This window comes from Streptomyces sp. NBC_00223, from assembly GCF_036199905.1.
Lineage (GTDB): Bacteria > Actinomycetota > Actinomycetes > Streptomycetales > Streptomycetaceae > Actinacidiphila.
Map to the genome: position 1 here is coordinate 702941 of NZ_CP108109.1, position 16245 is coordinate 719185.

10 protein-coding genes are annotated in these 16245 nt (G+C 67.9%); 4 read left to right on the forward strand and 6 right to left on the reverse strand.

Features of this window, described 5'->3' with window-relative positions; all coding sequences use genetic code 11:
* Positions 1-213 precede the first annotated feature (213 nt).
* The 3 genes from OHA30_RS03035 to OHA30_RS03045 all read left to right on the forward strand — a co-directional run bounded on the left by OHA30_RS03035 (position 214) and on the right by OHA30_RS03045 (position 5251).
* On the forward strand, positions 214-2610 hold the full coding sequence (locus tag OHA30_RS03035) for a phosphoketolase family protein (RefSeq protein ID WP_328912223.1): 2397 nt from the start codon (positions 214-216) through the stop codon (positions 2608-2610).
* A 302-nt stretch (positions 2611-2912) separates the two neighbouring features.
* Positions 2913-3551 carry a hypothetical protein gene (locus OHA30_RS03040; protein ID WP_328912224.1) on the forward strand — a complete coding sequence of 213 codons (639 nt, stop codon included), beginning with the start codon at positions 2913-2915 and terminating at the stop codon, positions 3549-3551.
* A gap of 377 nt (positions 3552-3928) precedes the next feature.
* A complete protein-coding gene (locus OHA30_RS03045; protein ID WP_328912225.1) occupies positions 3929-5251 on the forward strand; it encodes a GH12 family glycosyl hydrolase domain-containing protein in 1323 nt (440 codons plus the stop codon).
* A 298-nt stretch (positions 5252-5549) separates the two neighbouring features.
* On the opposite strand, the gene OHA30_RS03050 is transcribed toward OHA30_RS03045, so the two are convergent.
* Positions 5550-5759 carry a DUF397 domain-containing protein gene (locus OHA30_RS03050; protein WP_328912226.1) on the reverse strand — a complete coding sequence of 70 codons (210 nt, stop codon included), beginning with the start codon at positions 5757-5759 and terminating at the stop codon, positions 5550-5552.
* Positions 5756-6577 carry a helix-turn-helix domain-containing protein gene (locus OHA30_RS03055; RefSeq protein ID WP_328912227.1) on the reverse strand — a complete coding sequence of 274 codons (822 nt, stop codon included), beginning with the start codon at positions 6575-6577 and terminating at the stop codon, positions 5756-5758. The genes OHA30_RS03050 and OHA30_RS03055 overlap by 4 nt, the downstream gene beginning before the upstream one ends.
* 174 nt (positions 6578-6751) lie before the next feature.
* On the opposite strand from OHA30_RS03055, the gene OHA30_RS03060 reads away from it, so the two are divergent.
* Positions 6752-7423 carry a hypothetical protein gene (locus OHA30_RS03060; RefSeq protein ID WP_328912228.1) on the forward strand — a complete coding sequence of 224 codons (672 nt, stop codon included), beginning with the start codon at positions 6752-6754 and terminating at the stop codon, positions 7421-7423.
* 79 nt (positions 7424-7502) lie between these two features.
* On the opposite strand, the gene OHA30_RS03065 is transcribed toward OHA30_RS03060, so the two are convergent.
* From OHA30_RS03065 to OHA30_RS03080, 4 genes are all read right to left on the reverse strand, one after another.
* A complete protein-coding gene (locus OHA30_RS03065) occupies positions 7503-7994 on the reverse strand; it encodes a hypothetical protein (RefSeq protein ID WP_328912229.1) in 492 nt (163 codons plus the stop codon).
* A 107-nt stretch (positions 7995-8101) separates the two neighbouring features.
* Entirely contained in the window at positions 8102-8896 is a 795-nt protein-coding gene (locus tag OHA30_RS03070; RefSeq protein WP_328912230.1) for an IS5 family transposase, read from the reverse strand.
* A gap of 472 nt (positions 8897-9368) precedes the next feature.
* A complete protein-coding gene (locus OHA30_RS03075; protein ID WP_328912231.1) occupies positions 9369-9791 on the reverse strand; it encodes a hypothetical protein in 423 nt (140 codons plus the stop codon).
* 140 nt (positions 9792-9931) lie between these two features.
* Complete coding sequence (locus OHA30_RS03080) at positions 9932-16207, reverse strand: RHS repeat domain-containing protein (protein ID WP_328912232.1); 6276 nt, start codon at positions 16205-16207, stop codon at positions 9932-9934.
* Positions 16208-16245 lie beyond the last annotated feature (38 nt).

A 16245-nucleotide genomic window follows, 5' to 3' on the forward strand; every position in this document is an offset into this window, starting at 1 on the left:
GTCTCCGATCATCGCGCGCGCCGCCCCGCCCGTACCAGGGCCGAACGGTCCCCCGTTCGGCGCACCCCGGGCGGCCCGGCGGGGACGCGGGCCCCGGAGCAGCCGTACGCCCGCCCGGGGCTCCCCCGGCGAGGACGCCCCGGATGGCCCTATCGGGCGGTATGCGGGGCAGCCGAGGGTGAAGGGGACCACCCCGATCCCGCGGAGGAAGACATGTCCGACGTTCCCACGCCCGAACCCGCCGCCCTCGGCGACGACGAGCTGCACGCCCTGGACGCGCACTGGCGGGCGGCGAACTACCTGGCCGTCGGGCAGATCTACCTCATGGCCAATCCGCTGCTGACCGAGCCGCTGCGCCCCGAGCACATCAAGCCGCGGCTGCTCGGCCACTGGGGCACCTCCCCCGGGCTGAACCTGGTGCACACCCACCTCAACCGGGTGATCGCCGCCCGCGACCTGGACGCGATCTGCGTCTGGGGCCCCGGCCACGGCGGTCCGGCCGTGCTCGCCAACTCCTGGCTGGACGGCACCTACACACAGACCTACCCGGACATCACCCGCGACGCCGCCGGGATGGGCGCGCTCTTCAAGCAGTTCTCGTTCCCCGGCGGGGTGCCCAGCCATGTCGCCCCCGAGACCCCGGGCTCGATCCACGAGGGCGGCGAGCTGGGCTACTCGCTCTCCCACGCCTACGGAGCCGCCTTCGACAACCCCGATCTGCTGGTCGCCTGCGTGATCGGCGACGGCGAGGCCGAGACCGGGCCGCTGGCCGCGTCCTGGCACAGCAACAAGTTCCTCGACCCGGTCGACGACGGCGCCGTGCTGCCGATCCTGCACCTCAACGGCTACAAGATCGCCAACCCCGCCGTGCTCGCCCGCCTCCCCGAGGCCGAACTGGACGAGCTGCTGAGCGGATACGGCCACGACCCGATCCATGTCACCGGCGACGACCCGTTCACCGTGCACCGCGCGATGGCCGCCGCGATGGACACCGCCCTGGACCGTATCGACGCGATCCGGGCCGAGGCACGTGGCGGAAGCGCCGCGTACGGCGGAGGCGACCGTCCGAGCTGGCCGATGATCATCCTGCGTACGCCCAAGGGCTGGACGGGCCCCGCGGTCGTCGACGGGCTGCCGGTCGAAGGTACTTGGCGTTCCCACCAGGTGCCGCTGGCCGCCGTACGCGACAACCCGGAGCACCTGCGGCAGTTGGAGGAGTGGCTGCTGTCGTACCGCGCCGACGAGTTGTTCGACGCCGACGGCCGGCCGCGCGAGCAGGTGCTGGCCCGCGTACCGCGCGGTGAACGCCGGCTCGGCGCCAATCCGCACGCCAACGGCGGTCTGCTGCTGCGCGATCTGCCCCTGCCCGACCCGGACCGGTTCGCCGTACCGGTCGACAAACCGGGGGTGACCCTCCACGAGCCGACCCGCGTACTCGGCAGCATGCTCGAACAGGTCATGGCCGACACCGCGGAGCGGCGCGACTTCCGTCTCGTCGGCCCGGACGAGACCGCGTCCAACCGGCTCCAGGCGGTCTACGAGGCGTCGGGCAAGGCGTGGCAGGCGCGGGTCCTGGCGGTGGACGAACACCTCGACCGGCACGGCCGGGTGATGGAGATCCTGTCGGAACACACCTGCCAGGGCTGGCTGGAGGGCTATCTGCTGACCGGCAGGCACGGGCTCTTCTCCTGCTACGAGGCCTTCGTCCACATCGTCGACTCGATGGTGAACCAGCACATCAAGTGGCTGCGCACCACCCGCTCCCTGCCCTGGCGCCGCCCGATCGCCTCGCTCAACTACCTGCTCACCTCCCATGTCTGGCGGCAGGACCACAACGGCTTCTCGCACCAGGACCCCGGCTTCATCGACCACGTGCTCAACAAGGCGCCCGAAGTCGTGCGCGTCTATCTGCCGCCGGACACCAACACCCTGCTCTCCGTGGCCGATCATGTGCTGCGCTCGAAGGACTACGTCAATGTCGTCGTCGCCGGGAAGCAGCCCAGCTTCGACTGGCTCGATCCCGCCGCCGCCCGCGCGCACTGCGCCAGGGGCGCCGGGGTGTGGCAGTGGGCCGGCACCGAGGACGGCCGCGGCGAGCCCGATGTCGTCCTCGCCTGCGCGGGCGACGTCCCCACGCTGGAGGTGCTGGCCGCCGCCACACTGCTGCGCGAGCATCTGCCCCGCCTCGCGGTGCGGGTGGTCAACGTCGTGGACCTCGCCCGGCTGCTGCCCAAGGAGGAGCACCCGCACGGCATGTCCAACCCCGAGTACGACGCCCTGTTCACCCCCGACAAGCCGGTGATCTTCGCGTACCACGGCTATCCCTGGCTCATCCACCGCCTCGCCTACCGCCGTACCGGCCACGACGACCTGCATGTACGCGGCTACAAGGAGATCGGTACGACCACCACGCCGTTCGACATGGTCGTGCGCAACGACCTCGACCGCTACCGCCTCGTCATGGACGTCATCGACCGTGTCCCGGGCCTGGCCGTACCCGCCGCGCCCGTACGGCAGTTGATGGAGGACACCCGGCTGCGGCACCACACGTGGATCCGCGAGCACGGTACGGACCTGCCGGAGGTGGCGGGGTGGAGCTGGGGCGGGTGAGGGCGGGGGCTCCAGATCCGGTGCCGGCGGGCTGAGTCGAAACGGCCCTGGTGGGCAGGCGGGTTGACGTACGGCCGTGGCGTACGCGAGTCGGTGTGCGCCCGGGGTGGGAACGCGCGAGTCGGCGCACCACCGGGGTCGTACGTCCCGTGTGGTCCCGGTGCGCGCTCCGAACGGTCCTTGTCGGCAGGGCCGTTCGGCCCACCGGAACGGGTCGTCGGCCCCCAGCGGGCCGGGGGCGGCGCGCGGGACAGTGAAACCGCAGGCAGAAACGGGCAGCACTCATCGACCAGGGAGTCATCATGGCCGTTCACGACCACGCCGCCGGGCAGCGGAGCGGGGCTCATCTCCCGTCCTGGTACAAGGGGTTGACGAGCCGGGCCGGACGCGCGGACGGCACGGCGGCCGCCGCGGCGGTGAACACCGCGGTCGTCGCCCGCTCGCTCGCCGTCGTCCGGATCACGACCGGATTCGTGTTCCTGTGGGCGTTCCTCGACAAGACCTTCGGCTGGCACTACGCCACCGGTTCGGGCAAGGGCTGGACCGACGGCGGCTCGCCCACCAAGGGCTTCCTCTCCGGCGTCTCGGCGGGCCCGCTCCAGTCCTTCTTCCACTCCATCGCGGGTGCGGGCTGGGCCGACTGGCTGTTCATGCTGGGCCTGCTGGCGATCGGCCTCGCGCTGATCAGCGGTGTCGCCCTGCGGCTGACGGCGGTCGCCGGCACCGTGCTGATGGCCATGATGTGGGCCGCGGAGTGGCCGCCCGCCCAGCACCTGTCGACCGGGGCGCCCAGCATGTCGTCCAACCCGTTCGTCGACTACCACGTCGTCTACGCCCTCGCGATGATCGTCTTCGCGGTGGCGGCAGCGGGCAACACCTGGGGGCTCGGCCGGATCTGGGCCGCGATCCCCGTCGTCCGCCGTCACACCTGGCTCCGCTGAGCCCCCTCCGCCGAGTCCCCTCCGCTGAGTCCCCTCCGCCCCGCGGCCCGTACGCTCCCCCGGCGTACGGGCCGCGGCCATGTCCGGGGTGAGGCGGGGGCGGCCGGTGCGGACGTCAGCGGTGTTCGCTTGGTGGCTGTCATGTCCCCGACTGCGGGCCCCTACGCGGCGGCCGAGGCCCGCGACGACCGGACAATTCACGCCATCGCGGTGGCGCCCACCGGGAAGATGCTGTCGTAACTCTTGTCACTTGCGCGTCGACCCCATACGGTTCCGTGCTCGGAGCCACTTTGGGAGCGCTCCCACGGATCGCGTGGGAGCGCTTCCACGGGCGCTTGCTCATCCCCCCACCTTCCGTGCCTGTTTGAAGGGTCAGCATGAAGACGCTAAGGCAAGCTCTCCGATCAACCCGCAAGGCCGTCGTGGCCTCCGTGGCGGCACTCGGCCTCGGTGTGGGCGGTCTGCTCACACTGACGACCGCCCCGGCCGCTCACGCGGACACCCAGATCTGCACGCAGTACGGCTCGACCACGATCCAGGGCCGCTACGTCGTGCAGAACAACCGCTGGGGCACCTCCGAGGCCCAGTGCATCAACGTCACCAGCACCGGCTTCCAGGTCACCCAGGCCGACGGTTCCGTCGCCACCAACGGCGCCCCCAAGTCGTACCCGTCGATCTACAACGGCTGCCACTACACCAACTGCTCGCCGGGCACGAACCTGCCCGCGCAGCTCAGCTCGATCAGCAGCGCGCCGACCAGCATCTCGTACACGTATGTCAACAACGCGGTGTTCGACGCCGCGTACGACATCTGGCTGGACCCGGCGGCCAAGAAGGACGGCGTCAACAAGACCGAGATCATGGTGTGGTACAACCATGTCGGTTCCATCCAGCCGGTGGGCTCCAAGGTGGGCACGGCGAGTGTGGCCGGGCGCAACTGGGACGTGTGGACCGGTAACAACGGTGGCAACGACGTGATCTCCTTCGTCTCGTCCTCGGCGATCGACAGCTGGAGCTTCGACGTCAAGGCGTTCGCCAACGAGACGATCAACCGGGGTCTGGCCCAGAACTCCTGGTACCTCACCAGCGTCCAGGCCGGTTTCGAGCCCTGGCAGAACGGCGCGGGCCTGGCCGTCAGCTCCTTCTCCTCGACGGTGAACATCGGCGGCGGGTCAACCACCGGCGGTTCGACGACTGGCGGTTCGACGACCGGCGGGACCACCACGGGCGGCACCACCACTGGTGGGACCACGACTGGTGGGTCGACCACCGGCGGGACCACGACCGGCGGCACCACCACGGGCGGTTCGACGACCGGCGGTTCGACGACCGGCGGGACCACCACCGGCGGGTCGACCAACGGCGGCTCCACCGGCGGCACCGGCTCCTCCGGCTGCAAGGTGACCGTCACCCCGCAGTCCTGGTCCGGCGGCTTCACCGCTGACGTCAAGGTGGCCAACACCGGCTCCAGCGCCATCAGCAGCTGGAAGCTGGGCTTCACCCTCCCGTCCGGCCAGACCATCACCAGCGCCTGGAACGCCACGGTCAGCCCGTCCTCCGGCGCTGTCACCGCGACCAACCTCTCCTACAACGGGACGATCCCGGCCGGCGGCTCCCAGTCGTTCGGCTTCCAGGGCACGACCTCGGGTGCGTACGCCGCACCCACGGGCTTCACGCTCAACGGCGCTGCCTGCTCCTGACCAACCCCGAGGGGCGCCCCACCGCCCCTCACCCCGCGCCGTCCGCCCTCTCGGGGGCGGACGGCGCACCACGTTGCGCCCGCGGCCCGCAGGGGCGACGAGCGCTCCGTGCCCCCGCGGAGGCCGCCGGACCTGCCCGAGGCCGCCACGCCGCTTCCCGCCCCGGCCGAGGACCGGCCGAGCCGTATCGGCACTCCGCCCCAACTCCCGGCCCGGCACCACCCGAGCCCGGCCCCGCACATGCCGATGCCCCGCCCGATTCGGACGGGGCACCGAGCGTGCGGTGGGCCGCGGTCGATTACGCGTTGCCGAACTCCCCGGCTGCCACACCGGATACAAACGCCGCCCATTCACTGCCGGAGAATACGAGGGCCGGTCCGGCCGGGTTCTTGCTGTCACGCGCGGCGACGCGGCCGTCCACGGGAGCCACCTCGACGCAGTCGTTCTGCATGCCGCTGTACGTGGACTTACGCCAGGGCGCTGTGCTCAGATCGACTATCACGTTCACTGGTATTCCTCCAAATATCGCCGAATCAACTCCAACGACGCTTCCTCATTGAGTGCGAGGTTGCACGTCCAATCGAAGTGTTGCGTCAGTTCAACGACTCGCTTGGTCGATTCTACCAGTTCGCCCGAACCGAACGATTCGACGTAGGCGATGGTCGCCCCCTTCGGGGAGGTCAGGAGTGTCAGCGATCCGCCGAGCATCCAGAAGTCCCCGGCTTCGAACGGCACCACCTGCACGGTCATGTTCGGATCTTCGGCAGCACGGAGCAGCGCCTCCATCTGATCCGCCATCACTGTCGGTCCGCCGACCGGGCGTTTCAGAGCGGCTTCGTCCATCACCGCCCAATACGGTGGTGAGTCCTCGCGATCGAACACGAGCTTGCGGCGCATACGCATGGATACCGCGCCGTCGAATAAGGACGCGGGCGCCTTGGGTTTCCGCGCCCTGATACGTGACCGCGCGTACTCCTCCGTCTGCAGCAGTGCCGGAATGTCGCTGCTGGCGAAGACCTGAATACGTTCGGCCCTGGCCTCGCGTTCGGCACCTTTGCGCTGGTACTCCTGGATCGTTCCACTGCCGATGGCCTCCAGCAGCTCACTGAAAATGCCGCCGGTCGCCAATTGCTCGTCAAGGGTGCGCACCAGATTGTCGGACGGGATCTGTTCGCCGCGTTCCACCCGTGCCAGGTACGCATGGTCATAGGTCGTCAGTTTCTTGAGTTCCCGCAGCGACCAGCCGAGCGCTTCCCGCCGCCGGCGCAGTTCGTTGCCCAATACCCGTGACAGGGTCAGGCGTCCGTCATCGTCTCGTTCGACCACTTCCCGCACACCTCCTTGTCCTGCCATATTGCACCGGCCACGTACCGCCGGGCGGCCGGATCGGACAATGTCCTGTGGACAAGCGCACGTTGGCCCCGCGCCGGGTCTGGGAAACGGTCACCCCGACCGCGAGGGTGGGTCCCCTCAACCGCAAACCCCCAGGGAGTCCGCCCCATGGCCCTGACCGGCGCCGCCGCCACCCGTCCTCTCGGCGCTTTCCCCCACCCGCAGCGCGCCGTCGTGCCGTACATCACCGCCTGGTCGTCGGAAAGGGATTTACCCGGGACCCTGGTCGCGCACCGGGACCGACTCGCCTATTCCGACGAACACCCTTACGACCGCGATGCGTTCAGAATTCTGTGGCGTCGATTCGGTGTGAGTCCGGGGAAGGGCAGGCCCGAATACGGGGCGGTGCACACGCTTCGTCAGCGGCGGGCGATGCGGCGGGTGCTGTGTCAGGTGTGCGGCGGGCCGGCCGACGAGAGCCGTGACGGGGTGCTGTGGCTCATGGGCCGGGCCGAGTACGAACGCGAGCCCTGGCCGGCCCCGGTCGAGTCGCCGCACCCGCCCGTCTGCCTGGCCTGCGCCGTACGCGCCGTGCGGCTCTGCCCCCACCTGCGCGACCACTACACCGCCGTCCGCGCCCGGCGCTTCCACCTGTCAGGGGTGTACGGCGCCCTGTACGTCCCCGGCCCGTACCAGCCCCAGGCCCTCGGCGTCGCCACACTCGCCCTGGACGACACCCGCACCCGCTGGCTCCAGGCCGGCCAGCTCATCATGCGCCTCACCGACTACCGCGTCGTAGACCTCGACACCGAAGCCACGGCTCAAGGTCTTTCCATCTGACCCGCGCCGCCACTCGGCCCGAACGGGGGGCCGAACGGGGGGCCGCCGCCTCGTCGTTGAAGGAGAGGCAGGGAAGTCGTCAGAAGACGCCGAAAAAGCGGTCCCACCAGCTGGGACGTTGAAGGCCCCGAGCCGGCCGGCCGGGCCCGTCGTAGTCGCGTTCCAGCAGTTCTTCGGGCACGGTCGTGTATGCGAGGTCGGCCAACGCCCGACGGACCTTGGCGAGGTCGGCTGCGTCCAGCTCGCCTTCGGCCTGGGCTTCCGCGGTGTCGAGGAAGGCTCCGGGGTTGTCGGCGCAGACAAGGGCGAGAGACCCGAACTTGCTCACGCACACCACGATCCGCGTCCCGCACACGGTTGCTTCGGCGGGCACCGTGACCCGTCCGTACTCGGGGGAATCCTGGGTGTCCCGCGCTTCGGCGCATCGAGTGGCGAAGTCACCGTCAAGCCGTGCCACCAGGCCGCCGAACTTCGCACCGGTGCGGCGTCGGTCGTCATCCGGTGGCCACTCCAGCCACTCCGGACCGTCGAGCCCACGCAGCAGGGCCAGCAGATCCGCTTCACACTCCATCACCCCCGCATCCTCGCGCGACCGCCCCCGCCCCCGCGAGCCCGACCACACGGACATCGCAGCCCCGACCACCACGGAAGCTCGCCCCCTGCTCCCCGCCTTCAGGCTCACCTCGACCTCGCCGTACGCACGGTCCTGCTGCGGTCAAGGCGGGCTTTCGCCTCGAAGAGACTCACGTCGAGTATTGCGCAAACCCACCTTTTCGTAGACCGAAGGCCCTCGATTCGAACGCACGTCAACGCAGAAGTGAACGCATCCGCTGGGCAATCTCCGCCGCCGCCGATTGAACCTCGGCGCCACTCAGCGCGTCCGGGGATCGGCGGATCCGGCGTCTGCGGTTCCCGTCGGTTGGGGTTGGAGTCGTAGCCCTTGTCGCCGAGCAGCGCTTCGGTTCTTCTGCGAGGTTGGCCGGAGCGTCCGACGACGGACGGGATACCGCCGACCAGGGCGAGGGTCTGGGAGACGTCGTTGACGTTGGCCGCGGTCGTAATGACCTTGAGCGGGGTGTCGCGTCCGTCGTAGATCAGGTGGTGCTTGCTGCCCGTTTTCCGCCGGTCGACCGGTGACGGACCGGTGTCGGCGCCCCCTTTTTCGCGGGGCTGGCTGTGAGAACCATCCACGCACGCACGTGACCAGTCGAGCTTGCCGACCGCGTTCAGCTCCGCGAGCAGAATCCGGTGCAGCTGGTCGAAGATTCCAGCCTTCTGCCACCAGTCCAGTCGCCGCCAGCACGTCTGGCCCGAGCCGAGCCCCAGCTTCAACGGCAGAAGTTGCCAGGCTATGTCGTTGTAGAGAACGAACAGGATGCCCTGGAGACAGAGCCAGTCCGGCCTCGGCCCCGGCGAGCGCTCCGGCCAAGGAAGCAGCACAGACTCGATCAGCGCCCACAAGTCGTCGTCCACGATCCACGGCCGAGTAGTCACACATCACGAACAGCCGAATCCTCACAGCGGTCACGGCCAACCAGGACACTTCAGCAAGATCGCGTTACGCGCTTACCACCTGCCCACCCGCCTCGCCGACCGCGCCCGCCACTGCTTCCTGTGCGTCGGGCGGATTTGGCCCTGGGCGACCGCGTTCACCACCTACTGGCAGCGCCTGACCATCCTGCCGACCATCACCTGAATCCTGCCCACCAGCCCCGACGAGACAGCAAGGAGCACACCTCCACCACCTGCGGGTGCCGTGGAACCTCGGCGCAGTCGCAGCGACACGCGGCGACCCCGCACACGCCCACACGGGACAAAGGGGGCAAATCAGATGCTCATTCACTCGCTCGCGACCGCTGACGCATCGAGGGTAACGACACCCATCGCCGACCGTCACCGGCGACTACGAACAAAGCCGAAGAACGCGCAGGCCCTACGCCCGCCGTCACCCTTCGTTGAGCCTCCGCTCGTAATCCACCCCATTTGGCCCTATGCCGTCCACTTCATTACCAACCACGTCGATAGTGGCATCCATATACCCCATGGCGTACAGGACTGCTTCCGCGGCGAGGCTAGCATGGTCCGCATCAATATTGTGTACCGAGTACCGTAGGGAGTTTCCAACCTTACCCGAAAGGTTCGCTGCGATCCCCAATACCGACCACTCGGATGTATTCAGCCCAGAGGCGGCAAGGGCACCGTCTCCACCAGACCGTTGCATCTCGATCGCTTCCGCGTACGCTCGGTCGAAATCAGTTGCTGCATACAAGCGCCCAGCGGAATCACGATGCATTCGCATGAAGCCATGCTTAACAAGCCAGAGCCGAAGCCCTTCGACCCGCAGCACCAGCCTTTCGGCTGCCTCCACCCAACATACAGTCGACGCCCCACGAAGCAAAAGGACTTCCAACTGATGCACGTCCTCCGGGACCTTCCCTACATTATTGCTCACGTCCGCCAAGATACCATGCCGATCGCCCGTACGCGCCTGATGATTCACACCCGCTACTACGGCGCGCCTACTTCAGGGAACTCCACTTCACCGGACATGCCAGGTGGTTCAACCGATGGAAATCTCTCATCCAACCACGCCTCCACTTGAGACGGAAAACCTCCACCATGACCCGTCGATGGATCCGGGTTTCCATACGCAGGAATTCGCGCCTCCCATTTCTTTCCACCCATCGTAGACTTCGACACCTGATATTTCACATATGGCCCCCTGTGCACTGGATCCCCATACGAGTCCGGGTCGCCCTTCTCCCACATTATCTGCACACCCGGATCATCCGGCATGGAATACCTGTCACCCTCTCCGCCTGTAGCAGCCCTAGGATTCATATCATGCTTCTCGAATCCTGCATCTGTAGCCATTTGATTGACTTCCTCCCGAGTGACCCCTCTCAGGCTCTGAATATCCTTGAAACTTCTCACCATTCCAGTTGCCGTAACTAGAACAGCACCATGGATAAATATATCACTCTGCCCAAAATTCAAATTCCCTATCCCGAATGCCCCATTGAGCTCCGGAGGGCACTGATTAAGATCACAAAGTGCTCGCCAGTACCGGTATTCCTCACTGGGACCACTCGGTAGATGTCCAAAATGTTGCACGATCGATGCCCACGCCGATGCAAGAGGAGCTGCATAGCCTGACCGTTTATCGATCGAAACATGCGAGCTGACATTAGTCAGTCTGGATGTACCACTGCCCGTCGGGCGCTGACTTTCTTTCGCCTGCCCATTCCCTCCTCCGCCGGTGCTGGGGCCATGGGCCTGGCCATCGAGGGTGCAGACGGGCGGGCAGTCGGAGGCGGGGGGTGTCACGACGCCGCCACCCCCGCTGCTGTCCTTGTTCATCAGGCCCGTGGGGTCCGAGCCCGTGACCGGGTTGTTCGCGGCGTAGCTGTAGCCGTTGATCTGCTGGGGGTCGGTGAGTTCGAGGAGCGGGTCGAGGGAGATGAAGCGGCCCGTGGTGGGGTCGTAGTCGCGGGCGCCGAGGTGGGTGAGGCCGGTGGTGGTGTCCCGGACTCCGTTGACGAAGCCGTGGTCGCCGGTCCACGCCCCGGGTATGGTGCCGCGGACGTTGCCGAAGGGGTCGGTACGGCGGTGGGTGACGGCCTGGGTGGTGGCGTCGATCTGGGTGGTGCCGGTGTCGTGGGCGTCGGACAGGGTCCACTTGAAGCTGCCGTCGGAGGAGCGGACGGCGACGGTCTGGCCGAGCCAGGTGTAGTAGCGCGTGGCGGTGGTGTGGGTGGTGCCCTTGTCGAGGTGGAGTTCGGTGTCACCGAGGTAGACGGTGGTGCCGGTGTCGTCGCGGGTCAGCAGCCGGTTGCCGTCGGCGTCGTAGAGGTAGGACGCGGAGGTGCCGTCGGACTTCGTGTCCGAGGCGAGGTGCCCCTCGTCGTCCCAGACGAGGTCTTCCGTGGTGCCGCCCAGGTCACGGGTGGTGGTGTTGCCGGCGGAGTCATAGCCGTAGGAGTTGGTGGTGGTGCTGCCCGCGATGGTGGTGGCCGAGCCGGTCTGGGTATGGGGCTGCTTGCCGTTCGGGGAGCCGACCGGGGCCCCGTAGTCGTAGGTCGTCGTCGTGTCCGGGGCACCGGCGGCCGTGGCGTGCCGGACGAGCTGAGTGCGGTTGCCGAGCAGGTCGTAGGAGTAGGACTGCCAGTACGGCGCGGGCCCGCTGCCCAGGGCGGCGGTCGACGGGTTCGAACCGCAGGCGCCCGCGGTCTGCCAGGTGTCCGACGAGGTCCACGCATCGGTGAGCCGGTCATGACCGTCGTAGCGGTAGCACTGGGTGTCGTCCGCGCCGTCCGCGCGGGCGTCGGTCATCGTGGGGTTGCCGGCGTCGTCGTAGCCGTAGTGGGTGTCCTGGACGATGCCGCCGCCGGTGTCGTAGGTGACGAGTTGGCGGGTCAGCCGGCCGGTGCCGTCCTCGTAGGTGTTGGTCTCCTGGACCTGCTTGGCCGTGGCCATGGTGATCTGCTGGACCTGGCCCAGCTTGGTGTACACGCTGTCACGCACATAGCTGTAAGAGCCCTGGAGCTTGGTGGGCATGAACAGGTTGTTGTAGGTGTACACCATCGCTTCGGTCGGCAGTCCGCCGGCGGCCGGGTCGGTCACCGAGGCGAGGGTGTCGTCCAGGAAGTAGGAGGCCGACGATACATAGGAGCCCGCGAGGGCTTCCTCACCGGTGACCGAGGGGATCACGACCCGGGTCGAGGTCGGCCGGTACAGGGCGTCGTAGGCACCGACCTGGGACATGTACTGCGTGGCGCCGGTCTCGGAACCGTCGACATAGCGGATGGAGGAGGTCGGCTGCCCCTTGGCGACGTTGTCGTAGGTCCACTTGGCCAGCTGGTTGGCGGGGGCCTGCGCATCGCCCGCGGCGTCGTACTCACCCGTCCTGCGGCCGATTTCGTCGTACGTGTAGCTGATCGTCCTGCCGCGGCTGTCGGTGGTGGACAGCACCTGGTCGAGGTCGGTGTACTTGGTTGTGCTCGCGCCGGCGTCCGGATCGGTGGTGGTGATCTTGCGGCCCATCAGGTCGTAGTCGTACGTCCAGACGTTGTGGTTCGCGTCGGTGACCTTGTTCAGGCGGTTCTTGGCGTCGTAGTCGTACGAGATCCACGTGTAGGGGCCGCTGGGGGTGCCGTTGTCGTACTGCCGGGTCTCGGAGGTACGGCCGAGTGCGTCGACCAGAGTGGTGGTGACGATGCCGCCGTTGGGCGGGATCACGGTCGTGCGGTCACCGCCGTAGACAGTGCTGCTCGACCACTTGTACGTACCGCCGGCGTAGAAGTCGGCGAGGGTGGGGCGTCCGGCTCCGTCGTAGGTGGTCTGTGTCTGCGACGGCTGGGCGGAGATGATGTTCGCCAGCGCTCCGGACGCGTTCGTGGCGTCGACATAGTTGGCGTCGGCTTCGACGGCCAAGCCGCGCGAGTCGTACTTCGTCTCGGTGATCACCCGTCCGCCGCCAGGAGCGGGGACCTGGGTCTGGCGCGGCCGCAACATGGCGTCGTAGATCGCGTACGTGTAGTTGTAGCTGGTGCCGTCGTTACGGATCTTCCCGGTGCGGACGTACGAGGCGACAGTCTTGGACAGCTGGTAGTCGTAGCTGATGTTGGGCAGCTGGTTGGACGCCTTGATGCGGGTCGGCAGCCATACGCCGGTCATCCGCCCCAGCGAGTCGTAGCCCAAGTCGGTGCGCTTGTTGTTCGGGTCCACCACGGACAGAGCCAGTCCGCGTGCCGGATCGAAAGTCGTCGTGGTGGCGAACTGCTTGGCGTCCTTGGTGAGCGTACTGGTCAACGGGCCGCCGGTGACCGGAGTGTAGTTGGTGGTGCTGCTGTTTCCGTCGGCATTCGTGACGCTCAGGTTCCGGCCCTGGGTGTCGTATGTGCTGCTGGAGACGGTCTGGTATACGGGAGTGGACCCGCTGTAGGACGACACCCGCTGGGTGGAGGTCAGCTCGCCCAGCGTCGGCGCGGTTCCGTAGGACTGGTAGTCGTACAGGTTGCGGACGTCGGCGATCACGTCGGCGGGGCGCGTGGTGGCCGCGGCGCATGCGACGTCCACACTCTCCATCCGGATCGGCACGGCCCGCAGCCAGGCGGTGGTGTTGTCCGCGTAGGTGGTGCGGGTGCACTGTTCATCGCCGCTGACCGTGTCGTCGCCGCCGTCGTTCACCTGTGTGGGGGCGCCCGTGGTCGAGTCGTAGGTGGTGGACACCGTCGTGGTGCGGGGCAGGCCGCTGGTGAGGTCAGTGCGGGTGTGGACGGCGGACGGCCGCACGTAGTCGGCGGTACGGGTGCCGTCGGTCGCGGTCTGGTGAATCCACCAGTCGGTGATGGTGCTGCCGACCTCGGCCGTGCCGTTGAACGTCCGCGACTCGCGGACGCTGCCCGCCAGTTGGTCCTGATCGGTGACGTGGGTGCTGTTGGAGTCGGTGACGGTCGCGGTGCGGGCGGGGCCGCTGGACTGCTTGTCGCCGTCCATGCCCTGGAAGTACGTGGCAACCGTCTTGGTACGGGTGGTCTGGTCATTGCCGGTGGTGGTCGTCACCTGGCCGAATCCGCGCCACACCGACCAGGTCTTGTACTTCGCCAGGCTGGTGACGTTGTCACTGTCGTAGTGCCAGGCCGGGTTCGCGTAGGTGTAGTCCGTCTCCCTGCTCGGCGCCCCGCCGCTCGGATCGGACTCGACGACCTGCTTGACCACGTACTTGTGGAACCAGTCCAGTTGCGGGGCCGCCATGGTCGGCGGCGTCCACATCACCGGGTAGCACAGCTTCGTGTCACTGTCCGGGGCCGAGGGCATGCTCGTGCCGGCGACACACTGGCCGGTGGGATCGTTGTCGTTGTAGTTGACGGTGATGACCGAACCGGTCTCGGTGGTGATCGTCCGGACCCGCCACTTGATGAGCGCGGCGATGTCGTCATGGGTGGTGTCCACCCGGTTGGGCAGCTGGAGGCCCTCGAAGGAGACCTTCGGCATCGCCTGCGCGGTGCCGTCCAGGCCGGTGCGGGTGATCGACTTCAGCCACAGGCTCGCCGACGTGCCGTCACCGGGGTCGACGAAGCTCTGGTCCAGGGCCCAGGAGTCCACACTGCGGTAGGCAGGCGTCGAGAGGCCCGCGTCCCACACCTTGGTGGTGATCCCCGTCAGCCGCTTGCGGGTGAAGAATGTCGGCGCGGGCGAGTCCTTGCAGACCGCGCCCGACGCGCAGATCCGGTCGAAGGGCACGTCCGGCCAGTCCTTGGCCGTGGAGGAGGTCAGGGAGCCGCACGTCTCCGTGCTCGTGACCAGGCACCGCTCGGCTGTGGTGAAGACGACCTGGTCAGGGGCGTTGCCGAAGAACGTGGAGTCGGTGACCCCGTAGTCGATGCGCGACAGGTAGCCGCCGCGGTCGTACACCGTGCCGTTGGCCGTGGTGGTGCCGTTCTGCCCGTAGGCGTTGGTCTCCTTGGTGTACCAGTACGACATCGCGTTGTGGTGGGTGTCCACGACGTAGTCGAGGTTCCACCGCCATGCCTGGGTCACGGCCCGGCCGGAGAACGAGGTGCCGTTGCTGTAGCCCGGCTCGCCGCTGTCGTCGCCGTACACCGGTACGGTCCAGGTGGAGTTCGTCTCCGGCTTACCGGTCGTCCACCCGGGCAGCCGGTTCTTGCCGAAGACGTACTGGGTGCCGTCAGTGGTGGTGACGGTCCAGAACTCGCCGTCGTTGTCCCCGTTGGTCGCTCCCGTGGAGCGCACGACACGCTCGTTGTCGTCGTCCTTGGGGTGCCAGACGCCGCTGGTCTGGTCCTTGATCAGGGGTGTGGCCTTGCCGTTCAGAACGATGGTCGCGTTGTCGTTCGCCCAGCACTCGTCGTACTTCTTCGACTGGCCGTCGTCGTCGCACGAGTCGTAGGACCGCTCGATGTACGACGCGGGCAGGTTGAAGCCCTCACCGATCCAGGACGGCTGATTGTTCGTCGACGGCAACCGGCCGTCGACGCTCTGCGAGTCGTAGTCGATCGCCAGATTCGGTGCTGGGCCGGCTGCCGCGGGAGGCACTGCCAAGGGGTACGACCAGGAGAAGTCACCGCTGGAGCCGCCCGCACTCCAGGAAGCCGAAGGAGCCAGGGAGGTCGCCTGGTAGGAGCCCGCCCCCGACTTCGCGGTCGCGTCCGCGCCCAGCAGCAGGGTGCCGGCCGACGCGGGACCCGCCGCCGGTACGGAGGCCGTCAGGGTCTGCGCCTTGAGGTCGTTCTCCGTCGCCACCGGCGTCTTCGTGCGGCACTCGGCCTTCTCCGGTGTGGTCAGCGCACAGACCGGCAACTGGACCAGGGTGAGACGAGCGCCGAAGTCACCGCCGTAGGCGTGCGCGAAGCCGGAGTAGTCCAGGGATATCTTCGAGGCGGAGGAGCTTTCAGCCCCGCTGGCCCTGGTCACCGTCAGCACGGCCCCGGAGACTCCGGCAGCTGTCGCGGCGGAGTGCGGCGCCACGGTGACAGTAAGACCGGCGGAGTCCGCGGAGGCGGCGGCCGTCCGGCCGATCGGTCTGACCACGGCATCGACCGAAGTCGGCCAGGAGACCGGCTTCTTGAGCAGCTCAGCGGTGCGCTTGGCCGCGTCGGCCGCCGGGTCCTTCCGCTTGACCGCGGCGACCTGGAAAGGCACGGCGGTGCCGTACTTCGCCTTGGGCAGGGACACGTTGTAGTGCCCGTGATGCTCGCTCGCCCACACCACCGGGGCCGATCCGAGGCCGCCGGCCAGGACCGCCCCGGCCGCCAGCCCCACAATCCACCACCGGCTCCGACGCTGCCTGTGCCGCCTGA

Excerpts from the sequence above, each read along its gene's own strand:
- OHA30_RS03065 (WP_328912229.1), bottom strand. The coding sequence starts at position 7,994 with ATGGAGTGTGAAGCGGATCTGCTGGCCCTGCTGCGTGGGCTCGACGGT.
- OHA30_RS03045 (WP_328912225.1), top strand. The coding sequence starts at position 3,929 with ATGAAGACGCTAAGGCAAGCTCTCCGATCAACCCGCAAGGCCGTCGTG.
- OHA30_RS03060 (WP_328912228.1), top strand. The coding sequence starts at position 6,752 with ATGGCCCTGACCGGCGCCGCCGCCACCCGTCCTCTCGGCGCTTTCCCC.
- OHA30_RS03040 (WP_328912224.1), top strand. The coding sequence starts at position 2,913 with ATGGCCGTTCACGACCACGCCGCCGGGCAGCGGAGCGGGGCTCATCTC.
- OHA30_RS03035 (WP_328912223.1), top strand. The coding sequence starts at position 214 with ATGTCCGACGTTCCCACGCCCGAACCCGCCGCCCTCGGCGACGACGAG.